General features: G+C 51.9%; 11 protein-coding genes. 4 read left to right on the top strand and 7 right to left on the bottom strand.

The genetic code is table 11. The annotated features are described in order from the left end of the window. Positions 1-30 precede the first annotated feature (30 nt). From AC2YIT_RS00230 to AC2YIT_RS00210, 5 genes are all read right to left on the bottom strand, one after another. Positions 31-3,186 carry an efflux RND transporter permease subunit gene (locus AC2YIT_RS00230; protein WP_430843512.1) on the bottom strand — a complete coding sequence of 1,052 codons (3,156 nt, stop codon included), beginning with the start codon at positions 3,184-3,186 and terminating at the stop codon, positions 31-33. Between the two features lie 136 nt (positions 3,187-3,322). Next, positions 3,323-4,504 (bottom strand): efflux RND transporter periplasmic adaptor subunit, encoded by a 1,182-nt coding sequence (locus tag AC2YIT_RS00225; protein ID WP_430843513.1) that lies wholly within the window; start codon positions 4,502-4,504, stop codon positions 3,323-3,325. 91 nt (positions 4,505-4,595) lie between these two features. Then, positions 4,596-5,195, bottom strand: coding sequence for a TetR/AcrR family transcriptional regulator (locus tag AC2YIT_RS00220; protein WP_430843514.1), 600 nt, complete (start codon positions 5,193-5,195; stop codon positions 4,596-4,598). 149 nt (positions 5,196-5,344) lie between these two features. After that, positions 5,345-6,973, bottom strand: coding sequence for a L,D-transpeptidase family protein (locus AC2YIT_RS00215; protein WP_487277869.1), 1,629 nt, complete (start codon positions 6,971-6,973; stop codon positions 5,345-5,347). A 287-nt stretch (positions 6,974-7,260) separates the two neighbouring features. Further along, on the bottom strand, positions 7,261-7,809 hold the full coding sequence (locus tag AC2YIT_RS00210; RefSeq protein WP_487277868.1) for a DUF4136 domain-containing protein: 549 nt from the start codon (positions 7,807-7,809) through the stop codon (positions 7,261-7,263). A 553-nt stretch (positions 7,810-8,362) separates the two neighbouring features. Here AC2YIT_RS00210 and AC2YIT_RS00205 point away from each other — a divergent pair. The 3 genes from AC2YIT_RS00205 to AC2YIT_RS00195 all read left to right on the top strand — a co-directional run bounded on the left by AC2YIT_RS00205 (position 8,363) and on the right by AC2YIT_RS00195 (position 11,868). Continuing rightward, positions 8,363-9,676 carry a Gfo/Idh/MocA family protein gene (locus AC2YIT_RS00205; RefSeq protein ID WP_487277867.1) on the top strand — a complete coding sequence of 438 codons (1,314 nt, stop codon included), beginning with the start codon at positions 8,363-8,365 and terminating at the stop codon, positions 9,674-9,676. A gap of 14 nt (positions 9,677-9,690) precedes the next feature. Further along, positions 9,691-10,812, top strand: coding sequence for a YncE family protein (locus AC2YIT_RS00200; protein ID WP_487277866.1), 1,122 nt, complete (start codon positions 9,691-9,693; stop codon positions 10,810-10,812). A gap of 138 nt (positions 10,813-10,950) precedes the next feature. After that, complete coding sequence (locus AC2YIT_RS00195) at positions 10,951-11,868, top strand: cation diffusion facilitator family transporter (RefSeq protein ID WP_487277865.1); 918 nt, start codon at positions 10,951-10,953, stop codon at positions 11,866-11,868. Positions 11,869-11,883: 15 nt separating this feature from the next. Here AC2YIT_RS00195 and AC2YIT_RS00190 read toward each other — a convergent pair whose 3' ends face one another. Next, complete coding sequence (locus tag AC2YIT_RS00190) at positions 11,884-12,870, bottom strand: helix-turn-helix transcriptional regulator (protein ID WP_430843520.1); 987 nt, start codon at positions 12,868-12,870, stop codon at positions 11,884-11,886. A gap of 89 nt (positions 12,871-12,959) precedes the next feature. Between AC2YIT_RS00190 and AC2YIT_RS00185 the strand changes: the two genes are divergently transcribed. Beyond that, positions 12,960-13,943 (top strand): NAD-dependent epimerase/dehydratase family protein, encoded by a 984-nt coding sequence (locus AC2YIT_RS00185; RefSeq protein WP_487277864.1) that lies wholly within the window; start codon positions 12,960-12,962, stop codon positions 13,941-13,943. A 138-nt stretch (positions 13,944-14,081) separates the two neighbouring features. Here AC2YIT_RS00185 and lpdA read toward each other — a convergent pair whose 3' ends face one another. Further along, entirely contained in the window at positions 14,082-15,491 is a 1,410-nt protein-coding gene (lpdA, locus tag AC2YIT_RS00180) for a dihydrolipoyl dehydrogenase (protein WP_487277863.1), read from the bottom strand. Positions 15,492-15,523: the final 32 nt, after the last annotated feature.

The raw sequence follows: 15,523 nt of genomic DNA, 5'->3' as shown, positions 1-15,523 counted from the left end.
CGCAATTCGGTGCCGAAGCAGGTGCCACTATCAGGCTTCTGCTTCAACGAGCTCCGGCTTAGCGGGCTTTTTGACGACTTTTTCCTGCAAATACTGGAAGATCACGTACAGCACCGGGATCACGAATACCCCGAAGATTACCCCCGTGAGCATTCCACCTACCGCCCCGGTACCGATCGAACGGTTTCCGAGCGCTGAACCACCGGTGGCGCGCATCAGCGGCAACAGACCGACGATGAATGCGAACGAGGTCATCAGGATCGGGCGCAGACGCAGGCGTGAAGCTTCCAATGCCGATTCGACAATGCTCATCCCCGCCTCGCGCCGCTGAACGGCATACTCGATGATCAGGATCGCGTTTTTCGCGAGGAGCCCCACAAGCATGATCAAGCCCACCTGCACGTAGATATTGTTTTCAATACCCATCCAGTTAATGAACACCATCGACCCGAACACACCCAGCGGGATCGTCAGGATCACGGCCAGCGGCAGGATGTAGCTTTCATATTGAGCGGCCAGCAGGAAGTATACGAACACCAAACTCAATACGAAGATCAGGATGATCTGCGAGCCCGAGTTGATTTCTTCACGTGTCATACCGGTCCATTCGGTTTTGTAATTGTTCGGAAGGACCTTCTCCGCAGTTTCCTGCACGGCGCGGATGGCATCACCAGTACTGTAACCCGGCTTTGGCGTTCCGTTGATCATTACCGCATTGTACAGGTTGTTGCGGGTCACGGTTTCAGGTCCGAACACACGTTTCAAGGTCACCAGCTGGTTGGCCGGTACCATTTCGCCTTCGGTGTTTTTAACATAAATACCATCGAGCGAAGCCGGGTTCTGACGGTACAGCGGATCGGCCTGCGCCATCACGCGGTAGTATTTACCGAACCGGTTGAAATCCGACACGAAACTGGAACCGTAATAGATTTGCAGCGTTTGCAGCAATTCGTTTACGGGTACATTCAGCTGCTTCGCCTTCGCATTGTCGATTTCAAGCTGGAATTGCGGGTTACCCGTCGCGAATGTGGTGAATGCATAGGCGATTTCAGGCCGTTGCATCAATGCGCCGATGAATGCATTGGTAGTAGTGCTGAGTTTTTCCAAAGAGCCGTTTCCACGGTCTTGCAACATAAACTCGAAACCACTGACGTTACCGAAACCATCCACGGTAGGGAAGGTGAAGAAGAACGCATTCGCATCGTTCACCGAACGTACCTGCTGCGACATCATGCCCACGATCTGGTTGAAATCCTGCACCTCCCCGCGTTGTTCTTTCGGTTTCATGCGGATGAATCCTACCCCGTAAGGCGATGCGTTGGAGTTCGAAATGATGTTCATCCCCTCTACAATATAGCGCTGGTCGGCGATAGGCGACTTTTTCACAATGCTGTCTACCTGCGCCATCGCTCTCGACGTACGATCGAGCGAGCTGCCCGGAGGCGTGTTGAGCGCGTACAGGAGGAAGCCCTGGTCTTCGGTCGGGATGAAGCCGGTAGGCGTCGTCTTGGTCAGCCAGAAGGTCGTTCCCGAGATCACGATCAGCCCGATGATGGTTACCCATTTCTGGCGGATCAGGAATTGAAGGCTTTTTACATAACGGCCGGTCATCGACTCGAAACCCGCATTGAAAGCGGCGAAGAAGCGCGCGCCAAAACCTTTCCGTTTGCCGTCATGACCTTCTTCGGCATGCGGGTTTTTCAGGAAAAGTGCGGTCAGCGCGGGACTGAGCGTCAACGCATTAAGAGCGGAAATCAAAATGGCTATGGCTAATGTAAATGCAAACTGCCGGTAGAATACCCCCGCGGGACCTTGCATAAATCCGACCGGTACGAATACCGCCGCCATCACAAGGGTGATCGAAATGATCGCGCCGGAGATCTCATTCATGGACTCGATCGTCGCGCTCTTGGCTCCGAGGCGCGTTCGTTCCATCTTCGAGTGCACCGCCTCGACGACCACAATGGCGTCGTCGACCACAATACCGATCGCGAGTACCAAGGCAAAGAGCGTGAGGAAGTTGATCGTGAAGCCGAAAAGCTGCATGAAGAAGAACGTACCGATGATCGCCACCGGAACCGCAATGGCCGGGATCAATGTAGAACGGAAATCCTGCAAGAAGATGAACACGACGATAAACACGAGGATGAATGCCTCGAAAAGCGTCGAACGCACCTGGTTGATCGACTCGTCGAGGAAGTCCTTCGAGTTGTACATAATGGTCGTTTTCAGCCCTTTGGGTAGTGTTTTGGAAAAGTCCTCCACCAGTTTCTCGGCCTGGATCAGAATGTCGTTCGCATTTGTACCGGCAGTCTGGAACACAGCCACACCGGACGACGCATTGCCATTCAGTTTACCATTGGAAGAATAAGTATAAGAACCGAATTCAACCCGTGCTACGTCTTTGAGGCGGATTACAGAGCCATCACTATTGGCTTTGATGATAATGTCCTCGTATTCCTTGTTCTGCGTGAGTTTTCCTTTGTATTTCAAAACATACTCAAAAACCTCCTTGCTTGCTTCACCCAAACGACCCGGGGCCGCTTCAAGGCTTTGCTCGCGAATGGCCCCTGTTACTTCCTGAGGTGAAAGTCCATAGGCTGCAAGGCGGTCGGGTTTGAGCCAGATGCGCATCGAATAATCACGTGTACCGAATGGTTGTGCCTGACCGACCCCCGGTATACGTTGCAGCTGGGGTACCAGGTTAATTTTAATGTAGTTCAAAAGGAACGTCTCGTCGTAAGTGCTGTCCTCGCTCGAAAGCGCCACGAACATGATGATCGAGTTCTGTTGCTTTTGCGTGGAGATACCGGCTTGTACAACTTCCTGCGGAATCTGGCTTACGGCTTTGGAAACGCGGTTCTGCACGTTCACCGCCGCGATATCCGGGTCGGTACCCTGTTTGAAATACACATTCAGGGCCATGGTACCGTCATTGTTGGACGAGGAGGTCATGTATGTCATGTTCTCAACCCCGTTCACGGCTTCTTCGATGGGTGTTGCCACTGCGCGGGCAACTACTTCGGCGTTCGCTCCCGGATATACGGCGGTCACCTGGACCGTCGGCGGCGCGATGTCGGGGAATTTCGTAATCGGTAGCGTAGTGAGCGATATGATCCCCAGGAGCAATATCAGGATGGATATTACCGTCGAAAGGACGGGCCTTTCTATAAATTTCTGAAACATATTATTAGAGTTTGTCCCCGTTCACGGGGCTCATGATCGAGTGTTTTGGCAAAGCGGGAGCTGTCCATCGCATTGGGTAATGCGATGGTGCTCTGCTCGTTGGTGTGGAATTCGTGAACCTTTTACACCCGGCTGGTCAGATCGGATTGGCGTGCAGCAGACTGTCCATAGACATTTTCTGCGGAGCAATGGCCATTCCGTCGCGCAACCTGTCAAGTCCTGAGTATACGATCTTCTCTCCGGGTTTCAGGCCTTTGGAAATCAGATAGTAACGTCCGCTGCGATCGGCAACGGTCACAGGGCGGCCTTCCACCTTGTTGCTGTCGAGCACGGTGTATACCAACACCTTGTCCTGCAACTCGAAGGTAGCTTCCTGCGGGATCAGCACCGATTTCGCGAGCTGGCGCGGGATGCGGATCTTACCCGTGTTACCCGAGCGCAGTAATCCGTTTCCGTTCGGGAACGTCGCGCGGAAGTTGATAGCGCCCATCGTTTTATCAAATTGCCCTTCAACAACTTGTACCTTTCCTTTTTGAGGATAAATGCTGTTATCGGCCAGGACGAGTTCCACCGGCGGGATGTTCTTGATCTTCTGCTCAATGGTATTCCCTTCAAATTCCTGCTTGAAATCCAGGAAATCGAGCTCGCTCATCGAAAAGTACACGTGAATGTCTTTCGTTTCCGAGAGGACGGTCAGTGCTTCTACGGTATTCTTACCCACTAGGCTACCCGTTTTGAAAGGGATAATGCCGATATAACCATCGGCCGGGGCCGTTACCGAAGTGTATCCGAGGTTGATCTTCGCTGCGTCTACGGCTGCCTGCGCTTGCGCTACATTGGCTTTCGCCGCGTCGTAAGCCGCTTTCGCGGTTTTCAACTGAACGTCGGAAACCACTTTGTTGGCAACGAGCGGCGTCAGTTTCTCAACGTTGATCGATGCGCTTTCCAATGCGGCCTTCGCCGATTGCAGACTGGCTTTTGCGGTGTTGAGTTGCTCGGTGTACGGGCGGGCGTCGATATGGAACAGAACCTGTCCCTTGCGTACGTATGCGCCTTCGTCTACGGAGATGCGGTCGAGGTAACCATCCACCTGCGGGCGGATTTCGATATCGCGGCTGCCCTGGATGGATGCGGTGAATTCACGGTGTGCGGTCACTTGGTGATCGCTAACGGTGATAACCGGCAGTGCCTGAGCGGGCGGTGCTGAAGCGGGTGCGTTGGCGGTAGAGGAACCACAGCTATATAGGACTGCGGAGCCCGCGGCTAGTAGCAGGAATGCGGCTAGCCCTTTTGCTTTTTTTAGTTGAACGGTTTTCATGGATGTGGACTTTTTGCGGTGATAATCAGTTGTTTGTGAATAGGTAGTGAAGTTATTAATACTAACGGTGTTAACCAAAAATGAAAAAAAATTACAGGTTCTTAATGAAAGCGTTTACAGAATCGTCCATTACTTTTTTGTTCATTTGAGAGTCGTCGATATCCGAGCAGCGCATCATTACGATCGAAATCAGGCCGTGGAGTACTGACCAGAACGCATGAATTTTAAAGCAAGTTTCCTCATCGGAAGATTTTTTATCTTTAACGATTCCCTCAATGGCCTCGCCGATGTGATCACGGAAGCTATTGAACTCCGGCTTCGCTTTGCCCGGGCTTGAACAGGGCATTCCCAAACCGTACATGAGCTGATAGTATTCGGGATTTTTGAAAGCAAAGTTCCAGTAAGTTTCGGCGTGGGCCCTCAGCCGTTCTTCCGGATCCGGATATTTGCGCTTGTCTTTTTCCAGTAATCTATCGAGTAACCGGAAACCGTCCATAGAAAGTTCAAAGAGGATCGCTTCTTTATTTTCGAAGTGATCGTAGATCACCGGTACACTGTACTCGATGGCATCAGCTATTTTCCTGATTGACAGGGACTGCCAGCCTTCTTCTTTGACCAATTGCATAGCTACCGCCAGGATATTGGTCCGCATATTTTCTTTTTGCCGAATTTTTCGCTCGAGGATTCCCATGGTAATTCAAGATTTACCTAACGATGTTAGCAAAGGTAAGGCGGCTTTTTCAGAATATCAACCACCACCCGCTTACCTGCAGGTAACCTCTGCTTCCGGAAATTTCAAAGACTAAAACCGTGCCCGGAGCGCCTGTCCCGGGCAATGTGTCAGCGAGCTACAACCTGGGCGAGAGGCGTTTCCGTGTGGCCGAACAGCCTTTCCTCCATCTTGCGGTCATGACCGTATACATCCTTGCGGAATTGTAAATTACCATGCTGATCTACCCAGGAGGTGAAATAGCCTATGAAAACGGGGACCTCATTTTTGCCGCGGAGCCGCACATATTTCTCCTTTCCGGCATGCATGGCTGCGGTGATTTTTTCGCTCGTCCAGGTGCTGTCGCGGCGCAGGAGCCACTCCGCCAATTTTTTAGGTTCAGCAAGGCGGATGCACCCGTGGCTGAAAGCCCGCTGGCTTTCGTTGAATAAACTTTTGCTCGGGGTATCGTGGAAATAAATGCTGTAACTGTTCGGAAAGAGGAATTTTACAAGTCCCAGCGAATTGGATTTGCCCGGTTTCTGCCGCACCGAGCCGCCGTTCCATTCCATATTATGCCGCGCCAGGTAGTTCGGGTTTTTCTTGATTCCCGGTAAAACTTCCTTTTTCAAAATGCTCGTTGGAACGTTCCAGTAAGGGCTGAAAACGATCTGATTTAATGTGCCTGAAAAAATGACAGTGTTATTGGCCTCGGAACCTACTACTATCACCATGTCGAATGACAATTTGCCATCTTCATAAGCGTGCAAAGTGAATTCTGGAATGTTTACGAGAATGTAATCGGTAGGCGGAGCGGCCGGCATCCAGCGAATGCGTTCCATGTTGATCAGCATCTGGCGGATGCGACTCGCTATGGGAACATTCAGCTCTTTGAAAAATGCAGGGCCGGTAACACCCGTCTGTTTTTGACCTACGCGCTGCTGAAAATGCCTAACGGCGTTAGCCAGTGTGGAGTCGAAGGTCGGGGTGCTGTCCGGCTCCGGAAGATCGCCGAGCAAATGCAGGCGGCTTTTCAGTGCTACGAGTAGCGTATCGCGGTCACCCTCGCGGAATTTTCGGGCGCTTGCGACCGTATCCGGTTCGCCATTTTTTGTCAGTGCATAATATTCTAATACTTTCTGTTTCAATAAATTGTAATGCCTGTTGACAGGCTCGTATGCCGCGACGTTCTGCCCCTTATTCTTCAAAAGTGAATCCAGGAAGACCTCCGGGTTCAGCTTCCGGCGGGGAATAAACCAGTTGAGTTCCTGCGTATTGATTTTGTGGTCGCCGGAATAGGCGAGGTCGGTATAGCGGAAAAACTGTTCCGTCAGAGCAAGCTCCGCATCGACGACCAGCGCATTATCCGGGCTGATTTTTTTCAGGTGCGAAAGCGAGTCGATGGTCTTGTCGAGCGTCGGATTGTAGAGTGTGCTATCTCCCGAGTAATGGATATAGTCGTTCCGCAGGCTCTGGAAAATCGGCACAAATTCGGCCATGCCGTCAGGGAAAAACCAGGCATATTGGTAATTCCGGTGGTTATAAAAGCTTCGCAGCTTGGCATTCAGGCTATCACCGAGCGAGTGGGCGGTGATGTAGGAAGCGAGGGCCGTCGTGTCGATAAAGAGCTCGGTGAAAGAGTTTTCGACCGTAATAGTGGTATCGCGTACGGCAATCTCGGTTTTCTTTCCGGATGTTTGGCGGCAGGCGGCCCCGGCCACGGCCAAAGCAAGGAACAATGCGATTTTCTTCATAAACATAACAAGGTCGCGGATTGCACCAATATAGTGCCTTTGCCGTTAGAAATCCCATTCGTGCCGCAGGATTATAAAATTTCACGACCTCGTTCCTTACTTAGTAGCTTCGGTCGAGAGATTTGGTTTTTTGTTGTTGATTTCTACCCGGACGCCAAGGTGCTGATACTTGAGTCCGGGTTTTTTTATGCCCTCGGAAACTTGGTGGTACATTGTGTGAGGAAGTAACCGCCGACATCAGGCCCCCGGAACACCTATCTGGTGTCCGGGCCTGAATTGACCTGGGGATCGTGCTATTGGAGCTTGCCCAGGAGATCGTTAATCGCCGCTTTAAGGCCGGCTTCGGCTTTGGCGGTATTCTCGGGCAGAATGCCCTTCACGCCGCTCCGCCACACGAGCTTGTCGTTTTTAGTGTCGATGATGTCGAGGATCAGCGTGCCCTCCTGGTACTTTCCTACCTCGATTTCCTCGCTCTTCCAGGAGTAGCGCCGCTGCCCCATGTATTTTGGTAAACCGTCCGTCCGGAAATCGGTGGTGCGGGTCTGCGTTTTTTCCTGCAATTGTACCGACAGGTTTACCATTAGTTCCGGACTCTGGCTTTTGACCAAACCTTTTTGAGCCAAATTGGCCGTGATCAGTTTCGTAGTCAGTCGCTTGCTTTCGGCGAAACGCGGAGCGAGGGTATCGGCGCCCTCCGGGAAGGTATATTGAAGATCGAAAGTATGGTAATTCCGGACCGAAAAGCCGGTTTCTTTCGAAGTTTTCAGATGTTTGTAACCTGTGCTGCAAGCGGTAAAGAAGACTGACATCGCCAGGACCGCCCATATGATGTTCTTTTTCATGATCCAAATGTTTTAACGTAATTGACTCGGTCGCGGCCGGGGGGTGACTCGCTGGACGCACCGTCCGGCCGAAGTGTTTCGTATTAGAATGATGCAAAATTAGTTTCTCCGGTTGGAAGCAGGTTAGCCCGGAAAGACAGTGGAATGTCCCGAAGGACATATCGTATAGCAGGGATTAGATTTTTATTATAATCACATCACCCCCGTACACAAGCACCGGATTCGCATTTACTTTGCCATCATATTCTGAAACACCAATTCAACGAACTCATGACGCTCCTCAGTTTTGCACTTCGGATTAAGGAAGTCAGGGATTTACAAAATTCCTACGCTGCCACGCGCGATATAGACGTTCTCGCTCGCCTGAAAGATATGGAGAGAGAGCTGGACAGATTGATTCACAGTATTGTAACAACTCCACGCAACCCCTTCTGATGTCTTTGGCCGGTGGCGTGAACACATAACGCTTGACGTCGCCGGCGTTCCTTTCTCAAATGATGGGTAATATCGGTCAACAGGTCACTTTTATCAAGCAACCAACCTGAACCGACCTATGATCCATTCACGACGTAGTTTTCTTGGTACCGCTTCTGCCCTGGCCGCAGGAGCTGGCTTATCGGCTATTGTACCTTCATCCGTTTCCGCATTTGCACCGGTCTCGCCTGCCGACAAGATCCGCATTGGCGCCATTGGCATCAACGGAATGGGCTGGGCCGACCTGAACGCCATCCTTAAAAATCCGGGTACGGAATGCGTGGCGCTTTGTGATGTAGACAAAAATGTGCTCGACAAGCGTGCCGCGGAACTGGCCAAGGGTGGTGCAAAAGTCAAAACTTATAATGACTACCGGCAGTTGCTGGATGACAAGGACGTCGATGCAGTAGTGATAGGCACACCCGACCATTGGCATTGCCTTATGATGGTAGAAGCCTGCCAGGCTGGAAAGGATATTTATGTGGAAAAGCCGATCGGTAACTCCATTGCTGAATGCCGGGCGATGGTGGCTGCACAGCAGCGTTATAATCGCGTGGTGCAGGTAGGGCAGTGGCAACGAAGTCAGAAACACTTTCGCGATGCCATTGATTTTGTGCATTCCGGTAAGCTGGGGAAAGTCAGGCTTGTGAAAGTATGGGGATACTTCGCCTGGGTAAACCCGATCAGCAAACTGCCGGACGGCAACCCGCCTGCGGGTGTCGACTATAAAAGCTGGCTTGGACCAGCGCAGAACCGGCCATTTAATCCCAACCGTTTTCACTTCAATTTCAGGTGGTTCTGGGATTATGCGGGTGGGTTAATGACAGACTGGGGCGTGCATTTGCTCGATTATGCGCTGCTGGGGATGAAATCTGCCACTCCCAACAGTATTATGGCCGCCGGAGGCAAATTTGCCAATCAGGATTCCGGCGCTGAGACGCCCGATACTCTCACGACCGTATTCGAATTCGACGAGTTTAACATCCAGTGGGAGCACGCTATGGGTATCGACGGCGGCCCGTACGCGCGCGGGCACGGCATCGCATTTATCGGTAACAACGGAACGCTCGTTTTGAACCGTGACGGTTGGGAAGTGATTCCCGAAGGCAAGCGCATGGAAGCCGTTGCATTTCAGAAATCGGTGGACAATGGCCTAGACCTGCACGCCCAGAACTTCATCGAAGTAATCAAATCCAGAAAAATGACCGATCTGAATGCGCCTATCCAGGTGGGTTCGGACATCGCTGTATTCTCGCAAATGGGTAACATCGCTTACCGTACAGGCAAGAAGATTTATTGGGATAAGGAAAAAGGGAAGTTTACGGATGATGAAGCCAATAAGTTGATAGCCAAGGAATACCACAATGGCTACAAGATGCCTTCTGTCTCCTAAATTTTACTGTTAATATGAAAAGGCTCGCTTTCTGGCTGACTTTCCTCCAAATAGCTTTCACACACGTGGGTATTGCCCAGCAGACGCGCAAGGCGGGCACGCCTGCGGGCGCGAAACGGTACCTGTATGTAGCGACGCCCGGTATCAGGGACTACCTGGGCTACGGCGGGCACGGGTTACTGGTTTTTGATATGGACAACAACCACCAGTTCGTAAAACGGATTGCTACCCGCGGGCTGCACCCAAACGGAAAGCCTTCCAATGTAAAAGGTGTTGCGGTGAGCCTTCCGCTGAACAGCATTTTCGTAAGCACGATCGAAGGATTGCAGCGCATTGATCTTACGACAGAAAAGGTGGTTTGGGAAAAGGCATTTGAAGGCGGTTGTGACCGGATGGCTATCTCGCCGGATGGCCGCACCATGTATCTGCCGTCACTGGAAAAAGGGTTCTGGAATGTGGTGAATTGTGAGACAGGAGACATCCTCAAAAAGATCAACGTGCATAAAAGGGCGCATAATACGATTTACGGCGCTTCGGGAAATGCGGTGTATATGGGCGATATCGCAAGTCCGTGGCTGCACATAGCCGATCCGAAAACGCATGAACTCGCCCGGAAGCTGGGGCCGTTCGCGAACTACGTACGGCCATTCACCATTACCGCCGATGAATCGCGGGCCTACATTACGGTCGATAGTCTCCTGGGCTTTGAAGTGGGCGATATTCAAAAAGGGACTAAAATTGCACATATCGAAGTGGAAGGATGGGAGCGCGGCCCGGTGCGGCGGCATGGTAACCCTAGCCACGGCATCGGCCTCACGCCCGATGAAACGGAAATCTGGCTTTGCGATGGGCACAATATGCGGATGCACGTTTTCAGTGGAAAGCCGCCCTACCAGCAGCTCACTACGATCCCTGTGCAAGACATGCCCGGTTGGGTCACATTCAGCTTGGACGGCCGCTATGCTTACCCGTCGAGCGGAGAGGTGATCGATGTGAAAACCCGCCAAATCATCGGTACATTGAAGGACGAGTTTCATAACAATGTGGCCAGTGAGAAGATGGTGGAGATCCAGTTTGCGGGTAGCAAGCCGGTACGCGCAAGCGACCAGTTCGGGGTCGGTCGTGCAGGTAAATGACAGGAAGCATGACAGCACGCTAACGACACTACCGCGATTTTACAAAATGGTAATACCTTCTACGGAACTTGCTTTCCTTTAAAGGTATTTCTAACTTATTCAGGGGGATCGCGCGGTATCCTGCGTTTGCCCGGCTTTATGAATGAGAGACAAAAACGGCTCAGGGAGCGGCGGCTGATCAAGCTTTCGATCATTACCGGTTCGGCATTTACGATCTGGGCCATCATCGTCGGTATAGCCGGTGATTCCAAATCCATTATTTTCGACGCCCTTTTTTCGATGGTCGGGATCAGCTTGTCGGGCGTATCGCTGCTGGTGAACAACTTCGTCCGCAAGCCCGACGATGATGACCTGCCTTTCGGTCGCGCGCAATTCGAGCCTTTTTCAATGACGCTGCAATCGGCAGTGATCATTTTCCTCTGTTTGTACTCACTCGCGACGTCGGTGATGGACATTATTGGCGGCGGAAAGCTCGTCGAGCTCGACATAGCATTGCCTTATCTGATAGCCTCCATTATCGGCTGTTTTTTACTCTGGTTGTATTTCAGGCGGAAGGCGCTGCAAATACGCTCCGAATATGTGCGCATTGAAGCCACCGAGTGGCAGCTCGACGCCCTGCTGAGTACGGGTGTACTCGTCGTGCTGTCGTTGGGATACTTTCTGCGGGATACGTCCGTGGCTTTCCTGATTCCCTACCTCGATCCGGGAATGGTGATCATTATTTCTATTCTTTTCCTGCGCATACCCGTCCGGACATTCTGGAAAAACATCCGCGAACTGCTCCAATTCGCGCCCGACGACGAGGTGGAAGAGAAAATTCACCAGGAGGCCGAAGCCATTTCGAAGCATTACGGCTTTGTTGACGAATATGTGCGCGTTGCCAAAACAGGGAGCAGTTATACGATTGAAATCGATTTTTTACTCCCCGAAGAGCTCGCACATACGCAGGTGAAGGAACTCGACGGGATCCGGCAGGAGCTTTACGAGCGCATCCGGGGAGATTATAAAATGTGGCTTACCATTTCATTTACCACCGAACGTAAATGGATGATTTGAGGGGGACAAGGGGGCCTACCGCTGGGCGGTCCCACGTTGCAATTGCATTTGCTTGGGCGTAATACCGAACTTTTTCTTAAATGCCTGTATAAAATTGCTGCCGGTGGAATATCCCACGGCCTCGGCTACTTCGTCGACCGTCAGGCCAGAATCGAGCAGCAACTGGCGGGCGTGCAGCATCCGCTTTTCGTGGATCAGCCCGTATACAGTGGTATTGTATTTCGATTTGAAACCCTCGCGGATCTGGTGTTCCGATAGCCGCGAGTTTTCGGCAATGCTTTCGAGGGAATGCACCGTTAAAAAATGCGTGCTGAGGTATTCGTAAATGTCGGCTAACTCTCGTCCGGTAGCCGCGTGCAGATTGGGGACATGGCGCTCTTGCCGATATTGCTGCAATTGCAGGGCGAGTAATTCGAGAATTTTTCCATTCAGGTACATTTCCGAAAGATCGTCGGCTACCGGCGCGTGCAATATGCGGTGCAATACCGAATGCATTTCGGCATTCACGGGTGCGGCTTTACTGAAAAGTGCAAGGGGTTGCCCGTTTTCCAGCGCTCTTTCCAGTGGTTTTACCGGACTGCCGTTTTGTTGCAGGAATTGCAGCAAATGCTCCTTTTTTAAAATCAATGCAAGGTATTCAAAGCCTTTCTGACGGTTGTAGAAGATGTCCGAATCGAAATTTTCGGAATAATAAATATTATACTCTGCCGGCCGCAACGGGTGTTCGCCGGGAATATCGCGGAAATGCGCATGGGAATGGCCCGTCAACTGGAAATGCAGGCTGATGTGCGGATCGCTTTTCATCCCGCGGATTTGCATATCCTGCAAAAAATCGGCCTGGAAACGGATAATACCGAAATTACGGGCATAGATATTCTTCACACGATGGTTCACGAAAGGTATCCGCGGCGCATCGTGCTCGAAAGTATCCACCGAAGGCTGTGAAAGAAACTTCCTGCCTGCGATTTCCCGGTATGATTCATTATCAATGATATAAGCCATGCACAAATTTCAATGTTTTTATCGGCTATCCCAATATTTTTCAGAACCCGGGACACCTACCTTTGCCGGAAAACAGGTTTGAAGCAATCATGAGTATTCTGGTAACAGGTAGTGCCGGGCATTTGGGCGAGGCGCTTATGCGTACCCTCAGAAATCGCGGCATAGCGGCCACGGGCATTGATATTAAACATTCTGCATATACCGATCTGGTGGGCGACATTGCAGACAGGGATTTTGTAAAAACAGCGATGCGCGGAGTTAGTACCGTCATACACACGGCTACGCTGCACAAGCCGCATGTTGCCACACACAGTAAGCAGGATTTTGTGGATACCAATATTACGGGCACGCTTAACTTGCTCGAAGAGGCAGTGTTGCAACGTGTTTCGGCCTTTTTGTTTACCAGTACCACCAGCACATTCGGCGCGGCGATGAACCCCGCGAAAGGAGAGCCGGCAGCATGGATTACGGAAGAAGTGGTTCCGCTCCCGAAAAACATTTACAGCGTCACCAAGCTGGCGGCGGAAAATCTTTGCGAGCTTTTTTACCGCAAAAACGGACTGCCGGCGTTGATCCTGCGCACGTCGCGCTTCTTTCCCGAGGACGACGACAATGCGGAAACCCGCCGGCTTTACGATACGCCCAACGTGCAGGCGTTGGAATTGCTCTACCGCCGCGTCGATATTGCCGATGCCGTTTCAGCACATTTATTAGCCATGGAAAAAGCCGGAACAATTGGTTTCGGCAAGTATATTATCTCCGCGACCACGCCGTTTACCCTTTCGCATCTGGCACAGCTGCATACCGATGCCCCCGCGGTTATCCGCTCGTTATATCCCGAATGCGAAGCGCTTTTTGATGCCCGGGGCTGGAAGTTGTTCCCCGAAATCGATCGCGTGTACGTGAATGAGCGTGCGCGGCGGGAGCTCGGGTGGGAGCCGGAATACGATTTTCGTCACGTACTCCGGAGTTTGCGAAACGGTACTGATTTCAGAAGCCAGCTGGCGCGGGAAATCGGCAGTAAGGGATATCATGAAGAAGAATTTGAAGAAGGGCCGTTTCCGGTGGAGTAAGATGGCGTGAAGGTCCAGCTTCGCGCACGCTATTTGAAGGCCTCTGGCCGGCCAATAATGCAATGATCGTTTTACATTACCGGCCGGCCGGAGGCCTGCGAATAACCCGCACGAAGCAAGAGCTTCGCGCCATTCCTCTTACATATTCAAAGCACCGCGTCCTGATGCCGCGAGGAAGGCCTCTTTCAGCGCCTCCGCGTAGGTCGGGTGTGCGTAGGAGATCGTCGACGACGCCAGATCCGTAATTTCATATTCCATGATCGTCACCGCCTGGGCAATCAGGTCGGCGGCGCGGGCACCGATAATGTGCACGCCCAGCACCTCGCCGTATTTGGGATCGGAAAGTACTTTGGCGAAACCGGACGTATCGCCGGCTGCGCGTCCGCGGCCGCTTGCGGAGAATGGGAATTTGCCTTTGTTATAGGGAATGCCCCGTTCTTTGAGTTGCTCTTCGGTAAGGCCTACGCTCGCTACCTCCGGCCAGCTATACACGACACCCGGAATGCGGTCGTAATTGATGTGGTGCGGATGGCCGTGAATGCCTTCCACCGCTGCAATCGCTTCATCTTCGGCCTTATGCGCAAGCATGGGACCTTTGATGACGTCGCCGATCGCGTACACGTTGGGTACAGAGGTCTGGAAGGTCGTATTGGTCTCGATCCGGCCACGGTCGTCCTTCCGGATCGAAGTATTTTCAAGCCCCAAACCGTCGGTATAAGGCCTCCTGCCCACAGCCACCATACAATAGTCGCTGGTGATTTCCTGCTGTTTCTGGTCGGCACCGGTGTACTTCACCGTCACTTTCTTGCCGTCGCTTACCGCCGAATCGACACGCTGGCTGAGGAGGATGTCGATACCTGATTTGGTCAGGATCTTTTTCAGTTCGGTCGTCAGTTCCTTATCCAAGGTCGGCACCAGATTGGCTGCGTACTCGATGATCGTAACTTTGGTACCGAGCCGCGCGTACACCGACGCCATTTCCACGCCGATCACCCCGCCGCCGATTACCGACATTGTGGCCGGGATTTCGTTCAGCGATAATGCCTCTGTGGAAGAGATAATGCGTTTTTTGTCGATCGCCGCATTGGGCAGGGAAATCGGCTTGGAGCCCGTCGCAATGATCGTGTATTTGCTTTGATACTCCTGCTCAGAACCATCAGCGCCTTTCACGGTAATGCGGTCGTTGGAGAGGAACCGTGCGGTACCATAAATCACGGCGATCTTGTTTTTCTTCATGAGAAAATTGATCCCTGCTACATTTTGGGATACCACTTCGCTTTTGCGTCCGAAAAACTGCTTGACATCGAGCGAAAGCCCCTTGACCTGGATACCAAAATTCGCAAAACGTGTTTCGGCGTCGTGGTAATGTTCGGAGCTGTCGAGCAACGCTTTGGCGGGAATGCAGCCTACGTTGGTGCAGGTGCCGCCAAGGTTGTTGTACTTTTCGATAATGGCTGTTTTGTAGCCCAGTTGGGAGGCGCGTATGGCCGCAGTGTATCCGCCCGGCCCGGAGCCGATAACGATCAGATCATAATCCTGGTTAATCATGGGAAATTATTATACTTGGCAGTAATGAGTGA

The sequence above is a fragment of the Dyadobacter sp. SRI_021 genome (assembly GCF_057586235.1).
This window is presented reverse-complemented; position numbering and strand designations above follow the sequence as displayed.

What these genes read in the sequence shown, in the direction of transcription:
- AC2YIT_RS00230 (WP_430843512.1), bottom strand. Translation starts at nt 3,186, where the DNA reads ATGTTTCAGAAATTTATAGAAAGGCCCGTCCTTTCGACGGTAATATCC.
- AC2YIT_RS00225 (WP_430843513.1), bottom strand. Translation starts at nt 4,504, where the DNA reads ATGAAAACCGTTCAACTAAAAAAAGCAAAAGGGCTAGCCGCATTCCTG.
- AC2YIT_RS00220 (WP_430843514.1), bottom strand. Translation starts at nt 5,195, where the DNA reads ATGGGAATCCTCGAGCGAAAAATTCGGCAAAAAGAAAATATGCGGACC.
- AC2YIT_RS00215 (WP_487277869.1), bottom strand. Translation starts at nt 6,973, where the DNA reads ATGTTTATGAAGAAAATCGCATTGTTCCTTGCTTTGGCCGTGGCCGGG.
- AC2YIT_RS00210 (WP_487277868.1), bottom strand. Translation starts at nt 7,809, where the DNA reads ATGAAAAAGAACATCATATGGGCGGTCCTGGCGATGTCAGTCTTCTTT.
- AC2YIT_RS00205 (WP_487277867.1), top strand. Translation starts at nt 8,363, where the DNA reads ATGATCCATTCACGACGTAGTTTTCTTGGTACCGCTTCTGCCCTGGCC.
- AC2YIT_RS00200 (WP_487277866.1), top strand. Translation starts at nt 9,691, where the DNA reads ATGAAAAGGCTCGCTTTCTGGCTGACTTTCCTCCAAATAGCTTTCACA.
- AC2YIT_RS00195 (WP_487277865.1), top strand. Translation starts at nt 10,951, where the DNA reads ATGAATGAGAGACAAAAACGGCTCAGGGAGCGGCGGCTGATCAAGCTT.
- AC2YIT_RS00190 (WP_430843520.1), bottom strand. Translation starts at nt 12,870, where the DNA reads ATGGCTTATATCATTGATAATGAATCATACCGGGAAATCGCAGGCAGG.
- AC2YIT_RS00185 (WP_487277864.1), top strand. Translation starts at nt 12,960, where the DNA reads ATGAGTATTCTGGTAACAGGTAGTGCCGGGCATTTGGGCGAGGCGCTT.
- lpdA (WP_487277863.1), bottom strand. Translation starts at nt 15,491, where the DNA reads ATGATTAACCAGGATTATGATCTGATCGTTATCGGCTCCGGGCCGGGC.